This is a genomic window from Nocardioides cavernaquae (genome assembly GCF_003600895.1).
GTDB lineage: Bacteria > Actinomycetota > Actinomycetes > Propionibacteriales > Nocardioidaceae > Nocardioides > Nocardioides cavernaquae.
Map to the genome: position 1 here is coordinate 2,844,796 of NZ_QYRP01000002.1, position 23,898 is coordinate 2,868,693.

The 23,898-nt window shown below is 70.1% G+C and carries 24 protein-coding genes and 1 tRNA gene; 14 read left to right on the forward strand and 11 right to left on the reverse strand.

The features are described 5' to 3' along the window. Positions 1-14 precede the first annotated feature (14 nt). A complete protein-coding gene (locus tag D4739_RS13700) occupies positions 15-578 on the reverse strand; it encodes a DUF2238 domain-containing protein (RefSeq protein WP_120061144.1) in 564 nt (187 codons plus the stop codon). Positions 579-656: 78 nt separating this feature from the next. Between D4739_RS13700 and D4739_RS13705 the strand changes: the two genes are divergently transcribed. Further along, positions 657-1,790 (forward strand): LLM class flavin-dependent oxidoreductase, encoded by a 1,134-nt coding sequence (locus tag D4739_RS13705; protein ID WP_120061145.1) that lies wholly within the window; start codon positions 657-659, stop codon positions 1,788-1,790. Next, complete coding sequence (locus tag D4739_RS13710) at positions 1,787-2,425, forward strand: FMN reductase (RefSeq protein WP_120061146.1); 639 nt, start codon at positions 1,787-1,789, stop codon at positions 2,423-2,425. The genes D4739_RS13705 and D4739_RS13710 overlap by 4 nt, the downstream gene beginning before the upstream one ends. 48 nt (positions 2,426-2,473) lie before the next feature. Here the strand turns inward: D4739_RS13710 and D4739_RS13715 are convergent, their stop codons facing one another. Next, positions 2,474-3,004, reverse strand: a complete 531-nt coding sequence (locus tag D4739_RS13715) for a YbhB/YbcL family Raf kinase inhibitor-like protein (protein WP_120061147.1) — start codon at positions 3,002-3,004, stop codon at positions 2,474-2,476. Between the two features lie 77 nt (positions 3,005-3,081). Here D4739_RS13715 and cobT point away from each other — a divergent pair, with 77 nt between their 5' ends. From cobT to D4739_RS13735, 4 genes are read left to right on the forward strand one after another with little or no spacing between them, the layout of a single operon-like run. Beyond that, the gene (gene cobT, locus D4739_RS13720) at positions 3,082-4,152 is read left to right on the forward strand and encodes a nicotinate-nucleotide--dimethylbenzimidazole phosphoribosyltransferase (protein ID WP_120061148.1); all 1,071 of its coding nucleotides are present in this window, start codon (positions 3,082-3,084) and stop codon (positions 4,150-4,152) included. Continuing rightward, entirely contained in the window at positions 4,152-5,393 is a 1,242-nt protein-coding gene (gene cobA, locus D4739_RS13725) for a uroporphyrinogen-III C-methyltransferase (protein WP_120061149.1), read from the forward strand. Before cobT ends, cobA begins: the two co-directional genes overlap by 1 nt. Beyond that, entirely contained in the window at positions 5,393-6,196 is an 804-nt protein-coding gene (locus tag D4739_RS13730; protein ID WP_120061150.1) for a TrmH family RNA methyltransferase, read from the forward strand. Before cobA ends, D4739_RS13730 begins: the two co-directional genes overlap by 1 nt. A 24-nt stretch (positions 6,197-6,220) precedes the next feature. Beyond that, entirely contained in the window at positions 6,221-7,048 is an 828-nt protein-coding gene (locus D4739_RS13735) for an oxidoreductase (RefSeq protein ID WP_120061151.1), read from the forward strand. A gap of 21 nt (positions 7,049-7,069) precedes the next feature. On the opposite strand, the gene D4739_RS13740 is transcribed toward D4739_RS13735, so the two are convergent. Both D4739_RS13740 and def read right to left on the reverse strand, forming a co-directional pair. Further along, complete coding sequence (locus D4739_RS13740) at positions 7,070-8,494, reverse strand: aldehyde dehydrogenase family protein (protein ID WP_120061152.1); 1,425 nt, start codon at positions 8,492-8,494, stop codon at positions 7,070-7,072. 86 nt (positions 8,495-8,580) lie between these two features. Continuing rightward, positions 8,581-9,183 (reverse strand): peptide deformylase, encoded by a 603-nt coding sequence (gene def / locus D4739_RS13745; RefSeq protein WP_120061153.1) that lies wholly within the window; start codon positions 9,181-9,183, stop codon positions 8,581-8,583. Positions 9,184-9,248: 65 nt separating this feature from the next. On the opposite strand from def, the gene D4739_RS13750 reads away from it, so the two are divergent. Both D4739_RS13750 and D4739_RS13755 read left to right on the forward strand, forming a co-directional pair. After that, entirely contained in the window at positions 9,249-10,613 is a 1,365-nt protein-coding gene (locus tag D4739_RS13750) for an acyl-CoA dehydrogenase family protein (RefSeq protein WP_182920423.1), read from the forward strand. 30 nt (positions 10,614-10,643) lie between these two features. Further along, positions 10,644-11,852, forward strand: coding sequence for an acyl-CoA dehydrogenase family protein (locus D4739_RS13755; RefSeq protein WP_120061154.1), 1,209 nt, complete (start codon positions 10,644-10,646; stop codon positions 11,850-11,852). A gap of 73 nt (positions 11,853-11,925) precedes the next feature. Here D4739_RS13755 and galK read toward each other — a convergent pair whose 3' ends face one another. Together galK and D4739_RS13765 are read right to left on the reverse strand one after the other, a co-directional pair. After that, positions 11,926-13,041, reverse strand: a complete 1,116-nt coding sequence (gene galK / locus D4739_RS13760; RefSeq protein WP_120061155.1) for a galactokinase — start codon at positions 13,039-13,041, stop codon at positions 11,926-11,928. A 78-nt stretch (positions 13,042-13,119) separates the two neighbouring features. Beyond that, positions 13,120-13,749 (reverse strand): hypothetical protein, encoded by a 630-nt coding sequence (locus tag D4739_RS13765; protein ID WP_120061156.1) that lies wholly within the window; start codon positions 13,747-13,749, stop codon positions 13,120-13,122. A 120-nt stretch (positions 13,750-13,869) separates the two neighbouring features. On the opposite strand from D4739_RS13765, the gene D4739_RS13770 reads away from it, so the two are divergent. After that, a complete protein-coding gene (locus tag D4739_RS13770) occupies positions 13,870-14,451 on the forward strand; it encodes a nucleosidase (RefSeq protein WP_238473655.1) in 582 nt (193 codons plus the stop codon). Positions 14,452-14,482: 31 nt separating this feature from the next. Here the strand turns inward: D4739_RS13770 and D4739_RS13775 are convergent, their stop codons facing one another. Next, positions 14,483-15,217 carry a LysR substrate-binding domain-containing protein gene (locus D4739_RS13775; RefSeq protein ID WP_120061157.1) on the reverse strand — a complete coding sequence of 245 codons (735 nt, stop codon included), beginning with the start codon at positions 15,215-15,217 and terminating at the stop codon, positions 14,483-14,485. Between the two features lie 37 nt (positions 15,218-15,254). Here D4739_RS13775 and D4739_RS13780 point away from each other — a divergent pair, with 37 nt between their 5' ends. Together D4739_RS13780 and D4739_RS13785 are read left to right on the forward strand one after the other, a co-directional pair. Next, the gene (locus tag D4739_RS13780) at positions 15,255-15,686 is read left to right on the forward strand and encodes a type II toxin-antitoxin system Rv0910 family toxin (RefSeq protein WP_120061158.1); all 432 of its coding nucleotides are present in this window, start codon (positions 15,255-15,257) and stop codon (positions 15,684-15,686) included. A 93-nt stretch (positions 15,687-15,779) separates the two neighbouring features. Then, positions 15,780-15,864: transfer RNA gene (locus D4739_RS13785), tRNA-Leu, on the forward strand. Positions 15,865-15,912: 48 nt separating this feature from the next. Here the strand turns inward: D4739_RS13785 and D4739_RS13790 are convergent. Continuing rightward, positions 15,913-17,088, reverse strand: coding sequence for an ROK family transcriptional regulator (locus D4739_RS13790; RefSeq protein ID WP_120061159.1), 1,176 nt, complete (start codon positions 17,086-17,088; stop codon positions 15,913-15,915). Between the two features lie 129 nt (positions 17,089-17,217). Here D4739_RS13790 and ppgK point away from each other — a divergent pair, with 129 nt between their 5' ends. Further along, a complete protein-coding gene (gene ppgK / locus D4739_RS13795) occupies positions 17,218-17,985 on the forward strand; it encodes a polyphosphate--glucose phosphotransferase (protein WP_120061160.1) in 768 nt (255 codons plus the stop codon). On the opposite strand, the gene D4739_RS13800 is transcribed toward ppgK, so the two are convergent. After that, on the reverse strand, positions 17,972-20,884 hold the full coding sequence (locus D4739_RS13800; RefSeq protein ID WP_147384925.1) for a lamin tail domain-containing protein: 2,913 nt from the start codon (positions 20,882-20,884) through the stop codon (positions 17,972-17,974). The genes ppgK and D4739_RS13800 overlap by 14 nt on opposite strands. A gap of 119 nt (positions 20,885-21,003) precedes the next feature. Here D4739_RS13800 and D4739_RS13805 point away from each other — a divergent pair, with 119 nt between their 5' ends. Continuing rightward, positions 21,004-22,323, forward strand: a complete 1,320-nt coding sequence (locus D4739_RS13805) for a M20/M25/M40 family metallo-hydrolase (protein WP_120061162.1) — start codon at positions 21,004-21,006, stop codon at positions 22,321-22,323. Between the two features lie 14 nt (positions 22,324-22,337). On the opposite strand, the gene D4739_RS16940 is transcribed toward D4739_RS13805, so the two are convergent. Next, positions 22,338-22,571: a DUF5703 family protein gene (locus tag D4739_RS16940; protein WP_182920424.1), complete on the reverse strand. Its 234-nt coding sequence runs from the start codon at positions 22,569-22,571 to the stop codon at positions 22,338-22,340. Positions 22,572-22,575: 4 nt separating this feature from the next. Then, positions 22,576-23,526 (reverse strand): aldo/keto reductase, encoded by a 951-nt coding sequence (locus tag D4739_RS13810; RefSeq protein ID WP_120061911.1) that lies wholly within the window; start codon positions 23,524-23,526, stop codon positions 22,576-22,578. Positions 23,527-23,651: 125 nt separating this feature from the next. Here D4739_RS13810 and D4739_RS13815 point away from each other — a divergent pair, with 125 nt between their 5' ends. Beyond that, positions 23,652-23,837 carry a type VII secretion protein EccB gene (locus D4739_RS13815; protein ID WP_182920425.1) on the forward strand — a complete coding sequence of 62 codons (186 nt, stop codon included), beginning with the start codon at positions 23,652-23,654 and terminating at the stop codon, positions 23,835-23,837. Positions 23,838-23,898: the final 61 nt, after the last annotated feature.

The following is a 23,898-nucleotide window of genomic DNA, read 5'->3' on the forward strand; positions in this document are numbered from 1 at the left end:
ATGAGTCTTCCACCTCAGGACGCGCGACGAGTGGCAAGGGCGACACCTGCCATGAGCGCGCCGAGTGTGCCGAGGGCCTCGTCGCCCAGGGTGTCGGTGTAGGCCGTGTCCAGCTCGGTGCCCTGACGGATGAAGCTGACCCATTCGCCGAGCTCCCAGCCGATCGCGAGGATCGCCCCGAGCCCGGTGATGGCGAGGACCAGCACCCAGCGCGGGGTGAGCTGCGGGCGGACCAGCAGCCCCAGGCCGCCGCACAGCAGAGCCCAGTTCACGAAGTGGTTGGCGTCGTCCCACCAGATGACGCGGTCGTAGAGATCGAGGCTGTTGCCGGTCACGTCGATCAGGAACGGCGACATGATCAGCGCGAAGGCGCCCCAAGGGACCACGGCGCCCTGATCACGGTGCATGCGCCACCACACGGCGGGAACCACGAGCATCAACGCGGGGTAGGCAGCCAGTCGCGAGCCGAAGGCCTTGCCCTCGAACTGGGCGAGGCCCGGCATGAACGTCGCGACCACGAGCTGGCCCACAGTGAGCACGAGGAAGAGGACCGGGACCCACCAGGGACAGCGACGCATGGCGCGATGCTCGCACGGAATACCCATGAGGGCCGGGAAGTTGATATGGTTGACACGTCATCTACCAAGGAGCAGGCCATGCAGATCGGCATCTTCACCGTCGGCGACGTCAGCACCGACCCGACCACGGGCCGCACGCAGACGGAGCACCAGCGGATCAAGGAAACCGTCGCGATCGCGAAGAAGGCCGAGGAAGTCGGCCTCGACGTCTTCGCGACGGGGGAGCACCACAACCCGCCGTTCGCTGCGCCGGCCAACCCGCCGGTCCTGCTCGCCCACCTCGCTGCCGTGACCGAGCGCATCATCCTGTCGACGAGCACGACGCTGATCACCACCAATGACCCGGTGCGGCTCGCCGAGGACTACGCCTACCTGCAGCACCTCTCCGACGGCCGCGCCGACCTGATGCTGGGGCGCGGCAACACCGGCCCGGTGTACCCGTGGTTCGGCAAGGACATCCGCGACGGCATCCCGCTGGCGGTCGAGAACTACGCGCTGCTGCACAAGCTGTGGCGCGAGGACGTCGTCAACTGGGAGGGCAAGTTCCGCACGCCGCTCCAGGGGTTCACCTCCACGCCGCGCCCGCTCGACGGTGTCGCGCCCTTCGTGTGGCACGGGTCGATCCGCAGCCCCGAGATCGCCGAGCAGGCGGCGTACTACGGCGACGGCTTCTTCTCCAACCACATCTTCTGGCCGGCGTCGCACGCGGCGCAGATGATCGGCCTCTACCGCCAGCGTTTCGAGCACTACGGCCACGGCAAGGCCGACCAGGCGATCGTCGGGCTCGGTGGCCAGTTCTTCATGCGCAAGAACAGCCAGGACGCGATCCGCGAGTACCGCCCGTACTTCGACAACGCCCCGGTCTACGGCCACGGTCCGTCGCTCGAGGACTTCATGGACCAGACGCCACTCACCGTCGGTTCGCCGCAGCAGTTCCTGGAGAAGACGCTCGGCTTCCGCGACTACGTCGGTGACTACCAGCGCCAGCTCTTCCTCGTTGACCACGCGGGCCTGCCGTTGAAGACGGTGCTCGAGCAGCTCGACCTGCTCGGCGAGATCCTGCCCGACCTGCGCGCAGGCTTCGCGGAGGGACGTCCGGCGCACGTCCCGGACGCTCCGACGCACGCCTCGCTGGTGGCGAAGGCCGGCGGTTCGCACGATGCCACGGTGTACGCCGCGGCCGACGACGTCACCGGGAAGAGCGACCGATGACGCACCGGATCGCCGTCGTCTCCGCCGGGCTCAGCGTGCCGTCATCGACGAGGAACCTCGCCGACCAGCTGGCGACGGCCGTGGTCGGGTCGCTCGAGACACGGGGCGAGCCGGTCGAGGTGGTCTTCATCGAGCTGCGCGAGCTGGCGCACGCGCTGGCAGACAACCTGCTGACAGGATTCCCGACCGGTGCACTCGCGGACGCGATCGAGCAGGTACGCCGCGCGGATGCGGTTGTCGCGGTGACGCCGGTCTTCTCCGCGTCGTACAGCGGGTTGTTCAAGACCTTCTTCGACGTCCTGGAGCCGGACCTGCTCGCCGGGAAGCCGGTGCTGGTCGCGGCGACCGCCGGCACTGCACGTCACTCGCTGGTGCTCGAGCACGCGCTGCGGCCGCTGTTCTCGTACCTGCACGCGGTCGTGGTGCCGACCGGCGTGTTCGCGGCGACCGAGGACTTCGGTGCTACTGCATCGGGCGCGTTGGCATCGCGGGTCGCGCGTGCGGCTGGCGAGCTGGCGGCTCTGCTGGGTGCCGGCTCCGCGACGACTGCGAAGCCGGCGCCCACCGCGGTGGACGCCGGGTTCGATCCGGGCTCGAGCAGCTACGTCAGCTTCGAGGATCTGCTCCGGAGTTGAGTGCGCAGGCATGTGGCGAGAACAGCCACTTGCGCACTCAACTCGGAGTCAGGCCTGCCATGTGCCGGTGATGACTGCGCGGCCCAGCGTCTTGAAGGCGAGGTTGAAGCCGACGACCGCAGGGGTGGCGTCCGCATCGGCACCGAGCTGCTCGAGGCCCACGGCGTGGACCACGAAGAAGTAGCGGTGCGGGCGGTCGCCCTCCGGGGGAGCGGCGCCGCCGAAGTCTCGGGTGCCGAAGTCGTTGCGCACGTGGAAGGCGCCGTCGGGCAGCTTGGCGTCGCCGAGCGCACCCGCGCCGGTGTCCAGCGACGTCACGTCGGCCGGGATGTCGGCCACGACCCAGTGCCAGAAACCGGACACGATCGGGGCGTCCGGGTCGAAGCAGGTGACGACGTAGCTCTTCGTGCCCTCGGGGGCACCGCTCCACGACAGCTGTGGCGAGGTGTTGCCCTCGGAGTAGACCTGCGCGGGCTTCAGCGGGGATCCGTCGGTCACGTCGTCACTGGTCACGGTGAAGGACGCGGTGGCCGGCAGGAACTCGTAGGGATTCGGGGTCTGCGGACGCTCGAGGCTCATGCGAGGCAGCCTAGGCAACAAGGCCCGCCGGGTGGAACGGGTACGGAGTTCCGATCCTGTTACGTGAGAATGGCTGCGTGACTGACGTACTGAGCACGACCCTCGCAAGCATCCAGCCTCTTGACGCCACTGCCGTCGCTGACGCCGAGGCGCGTCAGGCCGGTCTGGTCAAGCCTGCGGGTGCGCTCGGCGTCCTCGAGTCCCTGTCGATCCAGCTCGCCGGCATCGCCCGGACGTGCCCGCCCGCGGTGCCCGGTGCGCCCGCCGTCGCCGTCTTCGCCGGTGACCACGGCGTCCTCGCGCAGGGGGTGACCCCCTGGCCCAAGGACATCACCGCGGTCATGGTCGAGGTGTTCCGCAACGGTGGTGCCGCGATCAACGTGCTGTCGCGCGCCTGCGGCGCTTCGGTGACCGTCGTCGACATCGCGGTCGACGGCGACGTCGCCGAGGGTGTCGGCACCGGCGCGGAGGTCCTCTCCCGCAAGGTACGCCGCGGCACGGCCGACCTGGCCAAGGGTGCTGCGATGACCCGTGACGAGGCACTCGCTGGTCTGGCCGTGGGCATCGAGATCGCCAACCGCTTGGTCGACGGTGGCGCCGACCTCCTGCTGACCGGTGACATGGGCATCGGCAACACCACGCCCAGCGCTGCCCTGATCGCTGCCTTCACCGGCACCGACGCCGACCTGGTGACGGGTCGCGGCACCGGCATCGACGACGAGACGCTGAACCGCAAGACCGAGATCGTGGCCGCAGCTGTGGCGCGCACCGCAGGTGTCGACGACGCCATCAACCTGCTTGCCGAGGTCGGTGGCCTCGAGCACGCCGGCATCGCGGGGCTGGTCCTCGGTGGTGCCGCCCGTGGCGTGCCGGTCCTCCTCGACGGCGTGATCGCCGGCTCTGCGGCGCTCGTCGCGCAGCGCCTTGCTCCCGCCTCGATCGACTACTGCATCGCGGGTCACCGCAGCGTCGAGTCCGGCCACATCGTCGCGCTCCAGCAGCTCGGCCTGCGGCCCCTGGTCGACCTGGACCTGCGCCTCGGCGAGGGCACCGGCGCCGCCCTGTCGGTGCCGCTGGTCCAGGCCGCAGCACGGGTGCTCAACGAGATGGCCACGCTGGAGTCGGTCATGGCAGGGCCGGACGCCTGATGACGGTGATCCCGGAAGACCTCAACCTGCCGTCGTACCCGGTCGGGCTCCGGCTCGCCGGCCGCCGTGTCCTCGTCGTCGGTGGCGGACACGTCGCCCAGCGGCGCATCCCGACCCTGATCGGAGTGGGTGCCGACGTCGTCGTCGTGGCCCGCTCGGTCACCCCCGCCATCGAGGGCTTCGAGGACGAGATCACGCTCCACCTGCGTGAGTTCACCGAGAGCGACCTCGACGGTGCCTGGTACGCCATCGCCGCGACCGACGACCCGGCGACCAACGCCGCCATCGCGGCCGCGGCCGAGGAGCGTCGCATCTTCTGCGTGCGCAGTGACGATGCGAGCGCCGCCACCGCATGGACCCCGGCTGTCGGCCGCCACGAGGGCCTGACCGTCGCAGTCCTCGCCAACCGTGAGCCGCGCCGTTCGGCCGCGGTCCGCGACGAGATCCTGGTCGCCCTGCGTGACGGCACCCTCGGCGGCGGCGCCCACGAGGTCGTGAAGACCCCCGGCGTCGTCCTGGTCGGTGGTGGTCCCGGTGACCCCGACCTCGTGACCATCGCGGCCCGCAACGCGCTGGCCTCGGCGGATGTCGTCGTCGCTGACCGGCTCGCCCCGCGCGAGCTGCTCGCAGAGCTCTCCCCGGACGTCGAGCTGATCGACGTCGCCAAGCTGCCGCGTGGTCGCTACGCCTCGCAGGACTTCATCAATGAGGTCATCGTCGAGCGGGCCAAGGCCGGCAAGCGCGTCGTCAGGTTCAAGGGCGGCGACAACTTCGTGTTCGGCCGTGGCTACGAGGAAGTCCTGGCCTGCAACGAGGCAGGCGTCCCGGTCGAGATCATCCCGGGCCTCTCGTCGTCCATCTCGGTCCCGGCCCGCGCCGGCATCCCGGTCACCCACCGCGGCATCGCCCACGAGTTCACCGTGATCTCGGGCCACATCCCGCCGGGTCACCCCGACTCACTCGTCGCCTGGCCCGCCGTGGCGCAGATGCGCGGCACGATCGTGCTGCTCATGGCCGTGGAGAACGCTCCGGCGATCGCAACGGCGCTCGTCGACGGCGGACGGCCTGCGGACACGCCGGTGGCCGTGATCATGGACGGCACGATGCCCGACGAGCGCACGGTCCTCTCGACGCTCGGCACGCTCGCCGCCGACATCGAGGCCCAGCAGATCAAGCCTCCCGCGATCATCGTCGTCGGCGAGGTCGTGGCCGTGGCCCACCCGGAGCGCTACAGCCGCTGATGGCGTCAGTTATCGAGGTCGCGGACCCGGCGGACCCCAGGCTCGCCGACTACCGCGACCTGCGTGACGTCGAGCTGCGCAAGCACGTCGAGACCGAGCACGGCCTCTTCCTCGCCGAGGGGGAGAAGGTGATCCGGCGCGCGGTCGAAGCCGGCTTCCAGCCACGGTCCTTCCTGATGCCGGAGCGGCGGATGGAAGCACTTGCCGACGTGCTGGCCACCACCGACGCACCGTGCTTCGTGATGCCGGAGCGCCTGGCCGAGGAGGTCACCGGCTTCCACGTGCACCGTGGCGCGCTGGCCTCCCTCGCGCGCAAGCCGCTGCCTTCGGTCGATGAGGTGCTCGCGGGCGCCCGGTCGGTCCTGGTCCTCGAGGACCTCGTCGACCACACCAACGTCGGCGCGATCTTCCGGAGCGGCGCAGCGCTCGGCTTCGATGCAGTGCTGCTGGCGCCGCGCTGTGCGGACCCGCTCTACCGTCGCTCGATCAAGGTGGGCATGGGTGCTGTCTTCTCCACGCCGTGGACCCGCCTCCCGGACTGGTATGACGCGCTGCCCGCACTGTCTGCACGGGGATTCACCACCGTTGCGCTCACCCTCGCCGAGGACTCGACCCCCATCGAGGAGGCAGTCGCCGGCGTGGAGAGGGTGGCGCTGGTGCTCGGTTCCGAGGGCCACGGGCTGTCGCCGCGCTGGGAGCAGTCGGCTGACCGTCGCGCGATCATCCCGATGCGCGAGGGCATCGACTCCCTCAACGTCGCGGCGGCGACCGCGGTCGCCTGCTACATCACTTCACGTCGCTGATCGCTCGGCGCTAGGTTGAGGCTCATGACGAAGAAGGTTGCCCTGGTCACCGGCGCTTCGAGCGGCATCGGGGAGTCCGCGGCGGATGAGCTGATGAAGGCCGGCTTCACCGTGTACGTCGCGGCGCGGCGCACGGACCGGATGGCTCCGCTGGGCGAGCGCGGTGCGCACGTGCTCGCGCTGGACCTCACCGACGACGCCTCGATGGTGGCGGTGGTCGACCAGATCCTTGCGGAGCAGGGGCGCATCGACGTGCTGGTGAACAACGCCGGTTACGGCTCGTTCGGCGCGATCGAGGACGTCCCGATCGAGGAGGGCCGGCGGCAGTTCGAGGTGAACCTCTTCGCCCTCGCCCGCCTCACGCAGCTCGTCCTGCCTGCGATGCGCGCCCAGAAGTCGGGCCGGATCATCAACGTCTCCAGCATCGGGGCACGCTTCTACGAGCCGTTCGGCGGCTGGTACCACGCGACGAAGTACGCAGTCGAGGGCCTGAGCAACTGCATGCGGCTCGAGGTGGCGCCCTTCGGCGTCAAGGTCGTCCTGATCGCCCCGGCAGCAATCCGCAGCGAGTGGCACGGCATCGCGGGCGATTCGCTTGAGGAGGCGTCCGGCAGCACGGCGTACGGGAAGTACGCGCGTCGCGCCCGCAAGATGATGGACCAGGCCTACAAGCCCTCCACCTCGGTCGGACCCGAGGTCGTGGGGGAGAAGATTGCGAAGGCGGCCACGGCGAAGCGGCCCGCTGCCGTCTACCCGGTCGGCAAGGGCGCACGCATGATCCGCAGCTCGGTCGACTTCACGCCGACCGCGATCTACGACGCCGCGATCGGCAGGGCCTACGGCTCGCGCTGACCCCGTGCGCCCTCCGCTCGGTCAGAAGACCTTGCGGAGCACCTTCAGCTTCCACCCCTTGTACGGCGGCTTGAGGAGCGCCGGGTCTCGGAACCAGCCCGGTCGGCGGTAGACCGCCTTCGCGTGGCTGAACGTCTCGAAGCCTGCCTGGCCGTGGTAGGCGCCGTAGCCGCTCTCGCCCACGCCGCCGAACGGCATCTCGCCGCTCATCATGTGCATGAAGACGTCGTTGACCGAGACGCCGCCCGACGACGTCTCGGACAGCACCCGCTCGACCGTCTCGTCGGAGTTGCTGAAGACGTAGAGCGCCAGCGGCTTCTCGCCGGCGTTGATCGCCGCAATGGGCTCGTCGAGGTCGCGGAACGTGATGAGCGGCAGCACCGGCCCGAAGATCTCCTCCTGCATCACCGCCGCGTCGGGACGTACGCCGCGCAGCACCGTCGGCGCGACGTAACGGCTGCGGACGTCGGAGTCCCCGCCGGCCACGACCGAGTCGAAGCCGCCGGCGGTGATCAGCCCTGCGACGCGCGCCGCGTGGCGCTCGTTGACGATGCGACCGAAGTCCTTGCTCGTGCGCGGGTCGCGCCCGTAGCGCGTGACGAGGGTCTTCTTGAGGCGCTCGACGAACTCCTGCTCGACGTCCTCGTGGATGAAGACGTGGTTCGGCGCGATGCAGGTCTGGCCGGCGTTGACCCACTTGCCGCCGGCGATGCGGTCGACCGCCAGCGTGAGGTTGACGTCCTTGTCGACGATCGTGGGGGACTGGCCGCCGAGCTCCAGGGTGACCGGGGTGAGGTGCTTGGCAGCCGCGGCGGCGACGATGCGCCCGACCATGCCGTTGCCGGTGTACATGATGTGGTCCCAGCGCTGCTCGAGCAGCGCGGTCGACTCGTCGATGCCGCCCTCGACGAACCGGATCGCGTCGGAGTCGAGGTACTCCGCGGCGAGCCGCGTCAGCAGCGCGGAGGTCGCGGGGGAGAGCTCCGACGGCTTCGCGACCGCGGTGTTGCCCGCAGCGATCACCGCGGCCAGCGGCGAGATCAGCAACTGCACCGGGTAGTTCCACGGAGCGATGACCAGCACCACGCCCAACGGGTCGAACCGCACGGCCGAGCGACCCGGCTTGAAGAACGCCGGCGTCTTGTACTTCTTCTCGCCAGCCCAGCTCCGGTAGTGCTTCTGGATGGTCCGGATCTCCTTCTCGATCATCCGGACCTCGGAGACCCAGGCCTCCAGGGTCGGACGGCCGAGATCGGCGGCAAGGGCCTCGATGACAGCCGCCTCGTTCTCGACCAGCATCCGGGCCAGGGCGTCGAGCTGCGCGTCGCGCCAGGCGAAGTCGCGGGTGCGCCCCGAGGCGAAGGTGGCACGCAGGTCCCCGAGCAGACCGGCGGCATCGAATGCCTCGGTCTGGCCGGGAGTGATCTCGCTGGTCTCTGTGCTCATGGAGCCACCTTCCCGCGCACGGGCGTCCGCCACAACCACCCGTGGGTGGAAGTGAGCCGCGCGGGAGGTCCCGCGAGGATGCACGGTCAGACCTCGTTCGCGGGCCAGCTCAGGGGGTACTCGGCAATCGCCTGCTCCATCTGCTTGCGCAGCTTCTTCTGGGCGCCGAACGCGAGGCGGTCGCCGAACACCGTTCCTTCGAGGTGGTCCGCCTCGTGCTGCAGGCAGCGCGCCAGCAGGCCGTCGCCCTCGAAGTGGACGGGCTCGCCGTCGAGGCCGAACCCGTCGACCGCGGCGTAGTCCGGACGGCTGCACGGGACGAACGCGCCGGGGTAGGAGAGGCAGCCCTCATCGCCCTTGTCGAGCTTGCGGCCCCGTCCCTCGGAGACGGTCACGACGGGATTGCACACGACACCCACGGTGTGGCGGCCGCTCGCATCGGGGCAGTCGAAGACGAAGACGGCCAGATCCTCACCGATCTGGTTCGCGGCCAGGCCGACGCCCTCCGCGGCGTACATCGTCGCGACCATGTCGGCGACGAGCTCGCGCAGGGACGCGTCGTACGCCGTGACGGGGCGCAGCTTGCGGTGCATCACCGGCTCGCCCCAGCGAGTGATCTCACGCACCTTGCCGCCCCCGGGGAGGGGGCCGTGCGGAGCGAAGGGAGTGCTGTCGGGCGCGTTCGTCATGGGCAAATCGTAAACGTGATCCGTGTCCTGTAGCGCAGCGTGTAACTCACAGTTACAGTTGGCGCATGTCCCAGAACCCTGTCACCCGGGCCGGCGGCAAGTTCGGCCTGTCGAACAAGGAGACGCGCGACCCCATCGGGATCGCCGTGCTCGCCCTGAACAAGATGGCCCAGAGCCCTCTTCTCGACAAGCTGAAGATGCGCCGGTCGACCGAAGCCGTGGTGTTCAACGCCACGCGCGGCGGTTTCAAGGTCGCCGCCTCCGCCAGCCGCACCTTCTCCAAGAAGGGCAAGAAGGGCGCCGCAGGCGTCAAGACGCCCTCCGCCCAGCCGAAGGGTCTCTTCGACCTGAAGCCGACCGAGGACGAGCAGATGCTCGTCGACGTCGTGAGCGAGTTCGCCGCTGAGGCGATCCGTCCGCTGGCTGCCGAGGCCAACGAGGCCGCGGTGACGCCGCACGACGTCCTCGCCGCGTCGCTCGAGATCGGCCTGCCGATCCTCGGTGTCGCCGAGTCGCTCGGCGGCATCGCCGAGGAGCGCTCCGCTGTGGCCGGCACCCTGGTCGCCGAGGCACTCGCCAAGGGCGACATGGGCATGGCTGTCGCCACCCTGGCGCCTGGTGCGGTCGCGACCGCACTGAGCCTGTGGGGCACTGACGAGCAGCAGCAGACCTACCTCCCCGCCTTCACCGGCGCCGAGGTCCCGGGCGCTGCGCTCGCGCTCACCGAGCCCGCTGTCCTGTTCGACGTCTTCAAGCCGTCCACCCAGGCGGTCAAGGCCGACGGTGGCCTCGTGCTCAACGGTGTGAAGTCGCTGGTTCCCCGCGGTGCCGACGCCGAGCTCTTCATCATCGGTGCCGAGCTCGACGGCAAGAACGTCCTCGTCCTGGTCGAGTCCAGCACCCCCGGTCTCAAGGTCGAGGCCGACCCGGCCATGGGCCTGAAGGCTGCCAGCCTGTCCAAGGTCTGGCTGCGCGACGTCAAGGTCGAGGCTTCCGCCATCCTGGGCGAGGCCGACGGCTCGACGTACACCGAGGCTGTCCGTCTGTCCCGCCTCGCCTGGTGCGCCCTCGCGGTCGGCACCGGCCAGGCCGTGCTCGACTACGTGATTCCTTACGTCAAGGAGCGCGAGGCGTTCGGTGAGCCGATCTCGCACCGTCAGTCGGTTGCGTTCATGGTCGCCAACATCGCGATCGAGCTGCAGGCCATGCGCCTGATCACCTACAAGGCCGCCTCGCGTGCTGCGCTGGGCAAGGACTTCTCCCGCGAGGTCGCCCTGGCCCGCAAGATCTGCGCCGACAAGGGCATGCAGATCGGCAACGACGGCGTGCAGCTGCTCGGTGGCCACGGCTTCACGAAGGAGCACCCGGTCGAGCGGTGGTACCGCGACCTGCGGGCCGTCGGCATCCTGGAAGGAGGCGTCCTCGTCTGAGCCCCGGCTCAGATCAGAGGAGACACAGCCATGATCAATCTCGAAACCCCCAAGAAGCACAAGGCGTTCGTCGAGCAGGCCCACCAGGTCGCGATGAACATGCTCCGTCCGATCTCCCGCAAGTACGACCTCGCCGAGCACGAGTACCCCAAGGAACTCGACATGCTCGCCGCGATGATCGACGGCCTCGAGTCGTCGGGGTCGTCCGAGGGTGCCGGTGCGACCGGTGTCCGCGTGGAGGCCTCGGCCGACAAGGGCAACAAGAACGGCTCCAACCTCGCGTCCGTGCTCTCCGTCCAGGAGATGTGCTGGGGCGACACGGGTCTGATGCTCGCGTTCCCGCGCCAGGGCCTCGGCAACTCGGCGATCGCGTCCGTCGCGACCGACGAGCAGATGGAGCGGTTCAAGGGCACGTGGGCCTCGATGGCGATCACCGAGCCGTCGTTCGGCTCGGACTCGTCCGCGATCACCACGACCGCGAAGAAGGACGGCGACCACTACGTCATCAACGGCGAGAAGATCTTCGTCACCGCTGGTGACCGGTCCGACTCGATCGTCGTGTGGGCCACCCTGGACAAGTCGCTCGGCAAGGCCGCGATCAAGTCCTTCGTCGTCTTCAAGGACACCCCCGGCGTCAAGGTCGAGCGTCTCGAGCACAAGCTCGGCATCCGCGCCTCCGACACCGCGGTGATCACCTTCACGGACGCTCGCGTCCCGGCGGAGAACCTCCTGGGCAACCCGGAGATCAACGTCAAGGAGGGCTTCGCCGGTGCGATGGCCACCTTCGACAACACGCGTCCCCTCGTGGCCGCCATGGCCGTCGGTTGTGCCCGCGCGTCGCTCGACCTGACCCGCGACCTGCTCAAGCAGGCCGGTGTCGAGATCGACTACGACAAGCCCGCCTACCTGCAGTCGGCTGCCGCCGCCAAGTTCCTCCAGCTCGAGTCGGACTGGGAGGGTGCGCACCTGCTCACCCTGCAGGCCGCCTGGATGGCCGACAACAAGCTGCCGAACTCGCTCGAGGCCTCGATGTCCAAGGCCAAGGCCGGTCGTGTCGGCTCCGACGTGACGCTGTCCTGTGTCGAGCTCTGCACGGGTGTCGGTTACGCCGAGACCGAGCTGCTCGAGAAGTGGGCCCGCGACTCGAAGATCCTCGACATCTTCGAGGGCACGCAGCAGATTCAGCAGCTGATCGTCGCCCGTCGCATCCTCGGCCTGTCGTCGGCCGAACTCAAGTGACGCTGTAAGGCATCAGCACCATCAGTCGGGTCGGTCCGGCGTACCTGGGAGGTACGCCGGACCGGTCTGCATTTCAGGCCCGGAGGAAGAGCGGCGGATCCCAGCCGCGTTCCTGGAAGTCCAGCACGATCGATGTCATGACGAACTGGAGGCGGCCCTCGGGCACGAGCGCGATGGCCGAGCCGCCGAACCCGCCGCCGGTCATGCGCGCGCCCAGCGCGCCGGCGCGGCGGGCGGAATCGACGGCTAGGTCGAGCTCGAGGGTGCTGACCTGGTAGTCGTCGCGCAGCGACTCGTGGCTCGCGGTGAGGAGGGCTCCCGCCTCCGCCCAGTCACCACGCGCGGTGGCGCGGACGAACGCCTCGACCCGCAGGCTCTCGCTGACGACGTGAGCGGCACGGGGGAGCCACTCGGGGGAGCCGGACACGCCGGCGAGCTGCGCCAGGCTGACGTCGCGCAGCGTCCGCACTCCGAGAGCGGTCACTGCAGCGGCACAGGAGGCCCTCCGGGCGGCGTACTGCCCGTCGGCGAGGGAATGGCTGACCACCGTGTCGATGACCAGGAGCGCGAGATCGGGAGGCGCCCAGGCCACCGGTGTGCGTGAACCGTCAGCGAAGTCGAGGAGCAGCGCCTGTCCGGCGTGGCCATGGATCGCGACGGTCTGGTCCATGCCCCCGGTCGGCGCCCCGGCGCGTTCGTTCTCGGCACGGATCGCTGCCCGCACCATCACGTCGGGAGGCACGTCGCCGACCAGCGCGCCGACTGCCCGTGCAACGGCACAGCTCAGCGCTGCGGACGAGGCGAGACCGGCGCCGATCGGCACCGTCGAGGCGATGGCCAGGTCGATGCCGGGAGCGTCGATGCCCTCCTCACGAAGAGCCCAGACCACGCCGGCGGCGTAGGCGGCCCAGCCCGTTGCGTGCTCGGGCTCGCCATCGAAACCGTCAGGCGCCAGCGTGCTGATCGCGCGCACCCGGGAGTCCGGGCGCCGTGCCGCCGCGGCGTACGTCGCGTGGGGGAGCGGGAGCGGCAGGCACAACCCCGCGTTGTAGTCCGTGTGCTCACCGATCAGGTTGACGCGACCGGTGGCCCGCGCCACGACCTCCGGGTCTGTCCCGAAGGTGGACCGGAGGAGGGAGCCCGCTCGCAACGCGAGCTCGGCGGGCTCGCCGGGTTCGACGACGTGCATGTGGGCAGCCTGACATGCCTGCGGGCGCACAGCGGCCCGCCACCCCGAGGGAGTGGCGGGCCGCTGCCGATGGCGGGATCAGCAGGTGTGGTCGCCGGCGATGTTCTTGACGACCTTGCCGTCGGTGACGGTGAGCGTGCGGGACTTCTTGCCCTTCGGGCCCACGCACACGTCGACACTGCCGGCCTCGGCGGCGACCACGTTCACGACGAACGGGATGTCCTTGCCCGAGTTGCGCACGACGTACCTGGAAGCACGCTTGAAGACGCGCGGGCCGGTGACGGCCTCGAGGGCCGAGAGGTCCTCGCCGCCGGTGGCAGCGGCGGACTGGCGAGCGGCGAAGAACTCGGCAACGGTCAGCGAGTCGGCGTCCTCGGCGAGGGCCCCCTTCTCGCCGAGCGCGACGGCGTCGAGGCCCTGGAGCTTCTCCTGCTGCTCGGGGCTGAGCTTGCCGAGAACGTCGTCGACGAGGGCGCCTGCCTTGTCGCCACCCATCTCGGTGGCCTTGTCGTTGAGCTTGCCCGCAGCGTCGGATGCCTTCTCCTTGGCCTGGGCTGCAGCCTCGGACGCCTTGGCGGCGGCGGCTTCGGAAGCCTTGGCCTTCGCCTTGTCGGCGGCATCCTGTGCTTCGGAGCATCCGGTGAGGGTGACAGCGAGGATGGCCGCTGCGGCGGCCAGTCGCTGCGTGGACGCGAGTCGCTTCTGCATGGTGTGTCCTTCCATTGGTGGTTCCCCGAGAGGGGGACATTCCAGCTGTCGATCCAACCTCATTGGGAAGCGATGGTTACGGTTTCGAGAGATAGACCACAGAGACGTAGATTGCGGCGCGTGCGCTTCCTTGATGACGTTCTCCCGCCCTCGGCCCGTCCGCTCGTCGTGGCGGCCACCCGTGCCGAAGCGGCCTACGTGCCCTCCGGGCTCGACCTGGTGATCACGGGCCTGGGGAAGACCGCAGCCGCGACGGCAGTCGCGCGGTCCCTGGCTGGGCTGGGGTCACTCGCGGACGTCGTCGTGGTCAACATCGGCACGGCGGGCGCGCTCCGGGACCACCTCATCGGCCTGCACGAGCCGGGCACGGTCCTCAACCACGACATCAACGCTGACGCGATCCGCGCGCTCGGCTACGACCCCGAGGAGCGCCTGGTCGTGGACGCAGCGCGTGAGGTCGTGCTCGCCACCGGCGACGTCTTCGTCACCGACCCCGTGGTCCGGGCCAGGCTGGCGATGCAGGCACACCTCGTCGACATGGAGGGGTACGCCGTGGCCTACGCGGCGCGGCAGTTCGGCGTGCCGGTGCGGATGGCGAAGCACGTGTCCGACAACGCCGACGAGAGTGCTCTCGACTGGCCGGCGATGGTCGATGCGTCTGCGCGCGAGCTCGCGGCCTGGCTGGAGTCCCTGCTCGGCTGAGGCCCCCGGGCGCTGGATCAGCGGCGCTGGCTCAGCGGCGCTTGGGCTTGCGAGCGGTGCGACCGGACGCGCCACGCTTGCGGGCCGCCGAGCCCGCGCTTCCGCCCGTCTTCGCAACGGCGCGCTTGGCCTGTGCCTTCTTTGTCGGCTTCTGCTTGGGCGCCTCGTCACTGGAGCGCGAGCTGTTGGCCGTGCGCCCTCGCACGATGCCCATGAAGGTCTCGATGCGCGGGTCGACATCGTCCACGCGCCACGCCAGCCCGACCGGGTGCTCCGGACCGTCGGTGAGCACGCGTGCGACGACGTCCTTGCGGTGGTGCATGCGGGCGACGGACATCGGCAGGACGGCAACGCCCGTGCCGCTCGCGACCACCTCGACCGCGTCTCCTGCGGACATGGCGGGGAAGGGAAGCCGCTGGACCGTCGCGATGTCGGACCAGGCAGGCAGAGCCGCTGGGTCGGTGACCAGCTGCCGGTCGGCGAGGTGGGCAACCGTGAGCTCGTCGTGGAGGCTGAGATCGTCCTCGACCGACACGACGGCGACCGACACCTCGACGTACAGGGGGATGACGTGGAGACCGTCCTTGGCCACGGGCAGCCTGACGAACGACATGGAGACCGCGCCGTCGGTGAGGACCGCGCGCTGCTCCTCGTCAGGGACGAGGGTGACCTCGAGGGGACTGTCCGGAAAGCGGTCACGCCAGCGTCGGGTCCACTTGTCGGGGGAGACGCCGGCGACGAACGCGACGCGGAACGGGTCCGTCATGGCAACAGCCTAGTGACGACCTTCGTAGGATCACCTCATGGTGACCATCCGCCGCGAGGCGCGTCTTGAAGCTCCCACAGAGCAGGTCTGGGAGATTGCCTCTCCGCCGTCGGGATGGGCGGACTGGCTCTCGCTCCACGCGAGCTGGCCCAAGGCCCCTCCGACCGAGGTCGCGGTCGGGACGACGTTCATCGAGAAGGTCGTGCTGCTCAACATCCCGATGCCGATGACGTGGCGCATCACCGAGTTCGCTGCTCCGTCGGCGTTCGCGATGAGCGGCCAGTCCGTGATGGGTGTCGGCCTCGACATCCGGTTCGAGCTGACGCCCGCCGAGGGAGCCACTGACGTCGTGGTGACTGCCGGCCTGAGCGGCGCGCTGGTCATGGGCGGGCTGAAGAACGTGGTCCACCAGTACGCCGACACGCACCTCGAGTTGTCACTGGCGAAACTGACAAGTCTGCTGTCCTGAGGACCGCCTGCCCGACACGTCTCACGGCTCGTGGGGTGGGTGGGGCCGATGTGAGGATCAGGCCCCAGCCCTGCTACTGTTTCTCCCGCACTCGTCCGAGTGGCGGAATGGCAGACGCGCTAGCTTGAGGTGCTAGTGTCCTTTAACGGACGTGGGGGTTCAAGTCCCCCCTCGGACACTGAGAAGGCCCCGGCTCCACGGGGCCTTTTCTTCATTTCGGCGCAGGTCAGCCGGTGTTGGCGCGGGCTTTGCGGCCGGCGGCCGCGACCGCGCCCATCAGCTCCGCGCGGAGCCCCAGCTCGCCCGTGTGGACCTCGACGCCGGCGCCCTCGATCGGCGCGGCGAAGCGCAACATGCCCTCCCGGACAGCGTGGGCCGCCGCCTGGCCGGCGGTGCCGAAGACGCCGCCGACGACGACTGCTTGCGGGTTGACCCAGTTGCAGAGGTCCGCGAGCGCGCGGCCCAGCGTGCGCCCCGCTTCGCGGAGATACGTCGCGATCTCGGGGTCGGCAGCGCAGCTGCGCAGCGGGAAGACCGGATCGGTGTCGCTCGAGGCCAGCTCACGGAACCGGGTCTCCATGACATTGGTCGACAGGACGGTCTCGAGGCAGCCCCGGTTGCCGCAGCGGCACAGGAGGCCGCCGCGTTCGCTGAGCCGGATGTGGCCGATCTCCCCGGCCAGGCCGTTGGCGCCGCGGTGGACCTCGCGGTCCAGGATGAGGCTGGCGCCGAGACCAGCCGAGACCTTCACGTAGACGAAGTCACGCAGTCCGCGCGCGGCGCCGTAGCGGAGCTCGCCCAGCGCGCCCAGGTCCGCGTCGTTGGCGAGGGCCACCGGTCGGCCGAGGCGTGCCGCGAGCTCGGCCGCCGGGTCGAGGCCGGCCCAGCCGGCGAGGACCGGGTGGGAATGGGGCCGACCGGTGCGCAGGTCGAGCGGGGCCGGGAGCCCGGCCGCCACGGTCCGGACGTCGTCGATGGTCCGTCCGTCCTCGACCAGCAGCTCGAGGACCAGGGCCGTGACGGCGTCGAAGGCATCCCTGGGCCTGTGGTCGACGTCGAGGGCGCGGCGGCGCTCTCCGAGGACGGTGCCGGCGGTGTCCGCGATCCCGGCGGCGATGTGGGAGTGGCCGAAGTCGAGGCCCACGACGAGACCGCTGTCCGCCGACGGCCGGAGCACGGCGGCGGGACGTCCGGCACCGGCGCCCTTGCCGCGCGGGGGCGGCAGCTCCTCGACGACGAGCCGGGCTTCGATCAGGCCCTGCACTGCGTCCGCCACCGCGCTCCGCGAGAGCCCGATGAGCCGGTGGAGCTCCCCGCGGGTGACGCCATTGGCCTGGCGGATCGCCTCGAGCACCTGGCTCCGGGAACGGCTCATGGCAACCGCGGTGCGTGTGGCGCTCATCACGCGAGAAGCCTAGACGCCGGCCATCGAATATGTCCTGGCAGCGGACGAATTGTCCTGGCGCAACTTCCCGAGCGAGTGCTCGGAGCGGTTGACTGCGGTCCACGAGCCACTGAAGGAGAGGCAGTCATGACGCACGCAATCGGAGTCGACGTCGGCGGGACGGGCATCAAGGCCTCTGTCGTCGACACCGCGACCGGCGAGCTGCTGGAGATGCGCCGTCGCCTCGACACGCCGAAGCCGGCGACGCCGGCGGCCGTGCGAGACACGATCGCGGAGCTGGTGAACGGCTTCGGGGTGTCCGCGCCTGTCGGGATCGCGCTGCCTGCGATCGTCCGGCACGGGGTCGCGCTCTCGGCGGCGAACATCGATCCTTCCTGGGTGGGGGTCTCGCTGCCCGAGCTCCTCGACGACGCCCTTCCCGGCCCCGCGGCGTACCTCAACGACGCGGACGCGGCCGGCCTGGCCGAGACGGAGTACGGCGCGGGCCGGGGCCAGCAGGGTCTGGTCCTGACCATCACCCTCGGCACCGGCATCGGGGCTGCGATGGTCTACGACGGCACGCTGATCCCGAACGCGGAGTTCGGGCACCTCGAGCTCGACGGTGCCGTCGCCGAGTCGACGACCAGTGCCCGGGCCAGGGAGATCACGGGGCTCGACTGGGAACCGTGGGCGGCGAAGGTCTCGCGCTACCTGAAGCACCTTGAACGCCTTGTCAGCCCCGACCTGTTCCTGCTGGGCGGTGGCGTCTCCAGGACACCCGAGCCGTGGTTCCACCTGATCGATGTGGACACGCCGGTCAGGCTGGCCACGCTCATCAACAACGCCGGGATCATCGGATCCGCCTACGCAGCGACAGTTGCGCAGGCGGACCCGATCGCCCTCAGCGGGTCGTGACCACCTTCACCGTGTAGCTCGAGCCGCCGGCCCGAAGCTGGATCCGCCAGACCGTGCCCGGCCGGATCGCGGGCGGGATCCGCACGGTGGAGGCGCCGCCCACGAGCGCGCGCCAGGCGGTGGGCGTTGTGCCGCGGTAGAGACGGGAGATCCGTCCGCTGGTGACCGCCGTGGCCTTCACCTGGTAGGTCGCGCCGCGCTTCAGCTTGAATGCGCCGTCGACCCAGCGAGCACCCTTCACGGTGAGCGGCAGCGTCCGGTAGCGCGCCGTCGCCGTGGCCACGTTGCCGGCGTTGTCCGTCGCGGTCGCGGTGATGGTGGTCCACGTGGGGGTCGAGCTCGTGGCGAGCGTGCAGGTCGCCATGCCGGAGAGCGCATCCGTGCCCTCGCAGGTGGGGCGAGGCTTGTTGCCGACGTAGAGGCGACCGGCGACGACACCGCCGACCGTCACCGCGGGGGCGATGCGGTCGATGTCGATGTCGCTGACCGTCGTGGTCGCCGTGCCGCCACCCAGAGCGGTCACGGTGCCCGACACGGTCTGGTCCGCGCCACTGGCCTCGAGCACGACCGGCTCCGGGCAGCTGGTGATCGGTGCGCCCGCCGGCGCGCAGGTGAAGGTCGCGGTGACCGCGGAGCGGTACCAGCCTGAGGGCGCCTGGGTGCCGGTCAGGGCGGCGGTGACGGTCGGGGTGCCGGGAGGCGTGCAGGTGATCGTGCCCGCGCGCAGCGAGTGGCCGTCGGTGTCACCGTCGTCGGACCACAGCACCTCCTTCGTGCCGTCCACGCAGCCCGCCCGCGGAGCGATCGCCAGGCCCTCGTTGTTGAGGTTCGGCATGCCCGCCGGGCGGTCGTAGGCCTCTGCCATCACGAACACGCCGCCCTCGAGCTTGAGCAGCGACGTCTGCCCGTCGACGGTGTCGTCGGCGACCGCCCAGAGGCGGGCCCGCTCGGCATCGAAGTTCACGTCGGCCAGCTTGGGCAGGCCGGTCGAGATCGTGGCGACGAGGGTTGAGGAGTTGTCCGAGGAGTTCAGCGCGAACGCGTAGAGCTTGCCCGTGTCCTCGACCGCGACGACGTACAGGCCGCCGCCGTGGTTCGGGTACGCCGCGGGGTCGTATGCCGCGTGGGTGGCCTCGTCGACGAACCCACCCGTCGTGAGGAACGCGTCGGGGACGAAGGCGACACCCTCGAGCCCGAGGTTGGCGCCGATCGGAGGCACGGGAGAACCGGCCGCCAGGTTGATCGCCGCGGTCACGTCCCACTCGTTCGTGGCCGTCAGCGTGGCCGCGGACGAGGACGGGTCGTAGCGCAGGATCGACATCCGGCTGATGCCGCTCGCGCTGTTGTCGCGCTCCGACGCGGCGTACAGGAAGCCGTCAGCGCCGACCGCGATGCCCTCGGTGTCGGGGGCGCCGAGTCCGTTCGGGAACTTCGGGTCCTTGCCAGCAGACCAGCCGTTGGCGGTGTCGGGGACCCAGGTCGCGCCGTCGCGGACCAGGCGCCACAGCGTGCCGCGCTTGTTCTGGGATCCCCAGAGGACGTCGAGGCTGTTCGGGTCGAAAGCCAGTCCGCTGAGGTCGGCGGGGAACGTCGTGACCAAGTCGGCGGTGGTGACGGACTGGCTGCCGGGCCACGGCTGCGTCGCGAGGCCGGGGCACGCGTTGGCCGCTCCCTTGGTCGCGGCGACGGTGGTGACGAAGTCGCCCAGGCCGTCCTTGCAGCGGCCGTACGTGGTGGTCGCGTGTGCGGTCCAGGCGTAGGTGTCGATCAGTGTCGTCGCGTCCGCGGCGTACAGGCGCACGGCGTCGCCGCTGCCCAGGCCGAAGCCCAGGTTGTCGATGGCGAGGTGCCCGTGCGCGGGGATGCTGGTCGCCGCTGCGATCGTGTACGGCGATGCGTCGCCGCTGTCCTTGAGGACCCAGCCGGACACGTCGACAGGTGCGTCGCTGATGTTGACCAGCTCGGCCCAGTCGGGACCGGGAGTCGCGTCACTGGACTCGACCTCGTTCACGCGAACCGGGCTGCAGGCGTTGGGCAGCCCGCGGGTGGAGACGGTGGTGACCGCGAAGTCACCGGTGCCGCTCGGGCAGCGGCCGTAGGTGGTGGCGGCGTGGCCGACCCAGCCGTAGGTGTCCACCGTCGTGGTGCCGTCGGGCAGGAGGACGGTGACCGAATCGGTCGCGCCGAGGCCGAAGCCCGGCGTCTGGGCGATCTCGGTGTAGATGGCGTAGAGGCCACCCGCAGGGATCGTGGTGTTGGCGGGGACGACGACGGGCGTGCTCACGTGCGCGGCGTCTGCGTCGAGGATCTTCCATCCGGAGATGTCGACCGGGCCCGCGCCGTTGTTGACCAGCTCCAGCCAGTCGGCCACCTTGTCGCCGTTCGACTCGACCTCGTTGACCTTGACCGACTGCCAGGACGGGGCGACAGGGCAGTCGTTGACCGCACCCGGTGTCGCCGTGGCGCTCTGCACGAAGGCATCGCCGCAGACGCTGTAGGTCGGGGCGCCGTGGACGGTCCACGCCTGGCTGTCGACGGCAGTGCCGTCGGGCTGCTGGATGGTCACCGAGTCCGCGGAGCCCAGGCCGAACCCACCGGTCAGCAGAGCGGTGTCGAACACGTGGAACCCACCCGGCGCCACGACGGTCTCGGTGGTGGCGATCACGGCCGGCACGTGGGCCGGATCGGCGTCGATCACCTTCCAGCCGTTGAGGTCGACCGGCGCGTCGCTGGTGTTGACCAGCTCGACGAAGTCCGGGTTGGGGTTGGTCTTGACCTCGCTGATGCGGATGCCGGGCGAGCCGGCAGCCGATGCGGGCAGCGCCGATGCGGCGAGTGCGCTGGTGGAGAGGGCGAGAGCAAGACAGGTGGCGAGAGCAGACCGGCCGGTCAGGTGCATGGGGTCCTCGAAGGTCGGAAGAACGGCACAGGATCCCGAGAGTGCGATGAGGCTCGCAGGCGCGGTCGAACGCACGGTGAACGTGGGGCGACGCTTCGCCCTGATGTCAGGATGGGCGCATGGATGCCCAGCTGGATGCCCAGCCAACGGCGTACGACCCGGCCGCCGAGGTGGTCGGGCTCTGCCGCGACCTGATCCGGATCGACACCACGAACGACGGCACGGGCGACGGGCCGGGCGAGCGCAAGGCCGCGGAGCACGTGGCCACGCTCCTCGACGAGGTCGGCATCGAGTCGACCATCGTCGAGTCACGGCCGGGCCGGTCCACTCTGGTGGCCCGCATCGGTGACGGCCCGGATCCGTTGCTGATCCACGGCCACCTCGACGTCGTACCTGCCGCTGCCGAGGACTGGACCCTGCACCCGTTCTCCGGCGAGATCTCCGACGGATACCTGTGGGGCCGCGGGGCCGTGGACATGAAGGACTTCGACGCGATGGCGCTCTCGGTCATCCGTGCCCGTGCTCGTGCTGGACAGCTGCCGAAGCGCCCGATCGTCCTCGCGTTCACGGCCGACGAGGAGGCCGGCGGCCACCTGGGCGCGGAGTGGCTGGTCAACGAGCGGCCCGACCTCGTGGAGGGGTGCACCGAGGCTGTCGGTGAGGTCGGCGGTTTCAGCACGACGGTTCGCGGTCGCCGTGTCTACCTGATCGAGGCGGCCGAGAAGGGCATGGCGTGGATGCGCCTGACCGCCCGGGGGCGCGCCGGTCACGGTTCGATGATCAACCACGACAACGCGGTGACTGCGCTGGCCGGCGCGGTCGCACGCATCGGAGCGCACCAGTGGCCGGTGCGGCTCACGCCGACCATGGAGGTGCTGCTCGCCAGTGTCGCGGAGCTGGCCGGCACGACCGCGACCCCGGACAATGCTGAGGCGCTCATCGAGGAGTTCGGGGGAGCGGCTCGCATGCTCGGCGCCGTCATCCGCAACACCGCGAACCCGACGATGCTCGGAGCCGGCTACAAGGTCAACGTGGTGCCGTCCGACGCGACTGCCCACATCGACGGGCGATTCCTCCCCGGTTACGAGGACGAGTTCTTCCGCACACTGGCCGAGCTCTGTGGTGAGGACGTGACCTGGGACTTCGTCTCGCACCAGCAGCCGTGGGAGGTGTCCTACGACGGACCGCTAGTCGACGTGATGACCCGGTCGATCCTGGCCGAGGATCCCGAGGCCCTCGTCGCGCCGTACACGATGAGTGGCGGCACGGACGCCAAGCACTTCCGCAAGCTGGGCATGCGCTGCTACGGGTTCGCGCCCCTGCGCCTGCCCGCCGACCTGGACTTCACAGCACTCTTCCACGGCGTCGACGAGCGAGTGCCGGTGGACGGGCTCGAGTTCGGCGCCCGGGTCTTCGACCGGTTCCTCGACGAGGCCTGATCCGAACTGCGCCGTCAGGCGACGTAGTAGAACTGCGGCCGCACCTGGCGGATGATCTTGCGGCGTACGACGACGCGGTGTGTCCCGTCCGGGGTGATGCGGACGCGGGCAAGCTCCCACCCGCCGTTCTCGGCGAGGTCCACGAGGAACCGGGTGACCAGGTTGCGACTCATGCCGCGCGGGAGCAGGTGATCATCGAATTCCCATTCGACGTTTCGCTGAAGTGCCCTCCGCGTGGCTGCCGACATCTGCTCACTCTCCTCCGGAAACGTCGTCCAGTGCGTCGATGATCTCGGGGGGCAGCTCCAGCTCGTCGATGCTGAGCGCTGCCTTCAATTGTGCCGCGGTGCGGGCGCCGACGATGGGCGCGGTGACACCCGGACGGTCGCGGACCCAGGTGAGGGCGACCTCGACGGTGTTCCAGCCGAGGCCCTCGGCGGCACGCGCCACCGACTCGACGATCCGCTGCGAGCGGTCGTTGAGGTAGGCACCGACGAAGCCCGAGAAATGGGGAGAGGCAGCGCGGGAGTCCGAAGGAGTGCCGCTGCGGTACTTGCCGGTGAGCACGCCACGGCCCAGGGGTGACCAGGGAAGAACGCCCAGGCCCATGGCCTGGGCGGCCGGGATGACCTCCGCCTCCACGGCGCGGTTGAGCAAGGAGTACTCGACCTGGGTGGAGGCCAGGACGGCCCGGCCGGGCACCGCGCGCTGCCAGGTCGCGGCCTGCGCGCTCTGCCAGCCGGAGTAGTTGGACACGCCCACGTAGGACGCGCGACCCGTGCTGATCGCGTAGTCGAGCGCGGAGAGCGTCTCCTCGAGCGGGGTGCCGTCAACCCAGGTGTGCACCTGCCACAGGTCGACGTGGTCGACGCCGAGCCGACGCAGCGAGCCGTCGAGCTCGGTGATCAGCCGTCCGCGGGACACATTGGTCTCGCGCTCGCCGCGGCGACGGGAGATGCCCGCCTTCGTCGCGATGACGATGTCGTCACGGTCCACGACGTCGCCGAGGAGCGAGCCGATCAGCTCCTCCGAGGCCCCGTCGCCGTAGCCCGCGGCAGTGTCGAGCAGCGTGCCCCCGGCCTCGACGAAGGCCCGGAGCTGGTCACGGGCTTCGTGCTCGTCGGTGTCACGACCCCAGGTGAGCGTGCCCAGGCCCAGGCTCGAGACCTGGAGACCTGTGGAGCCCAACGTGCGCTGCTGCATGCGCCAACGGTAGCCAGCCACGGCGTGTCACGCGGGGAGAACGCGCCGGATCGGGGATGAGGCGTTCTCCACAGGCTTTCCTCCTCCCCGCGCGCCCCAGCGTGGCCGCGGCGTACGTTCGGGGCATGGCTGCCACCCGAGACCTGGTCGAAGCCGTGGCCTTCGAGCGCCGTCGGCGTCTCCGGGCCTTCGTGTCGGGGGACCCCGCGCCCCGGCTCGAGGACCTGCCGCGTCCGGGTCGTTCTCTTGCGTCCGGGGCTGCCGTGGCCGTCCTGGGGTGTGCAGCGGCTGTGGTGAAGCAGTTCTTCTGAGCTGCGGCGCGTGAGCTCCGGCGCGCCCGGTGCCTCGCGCGGCGGGCGCGGCTCGTAGGCT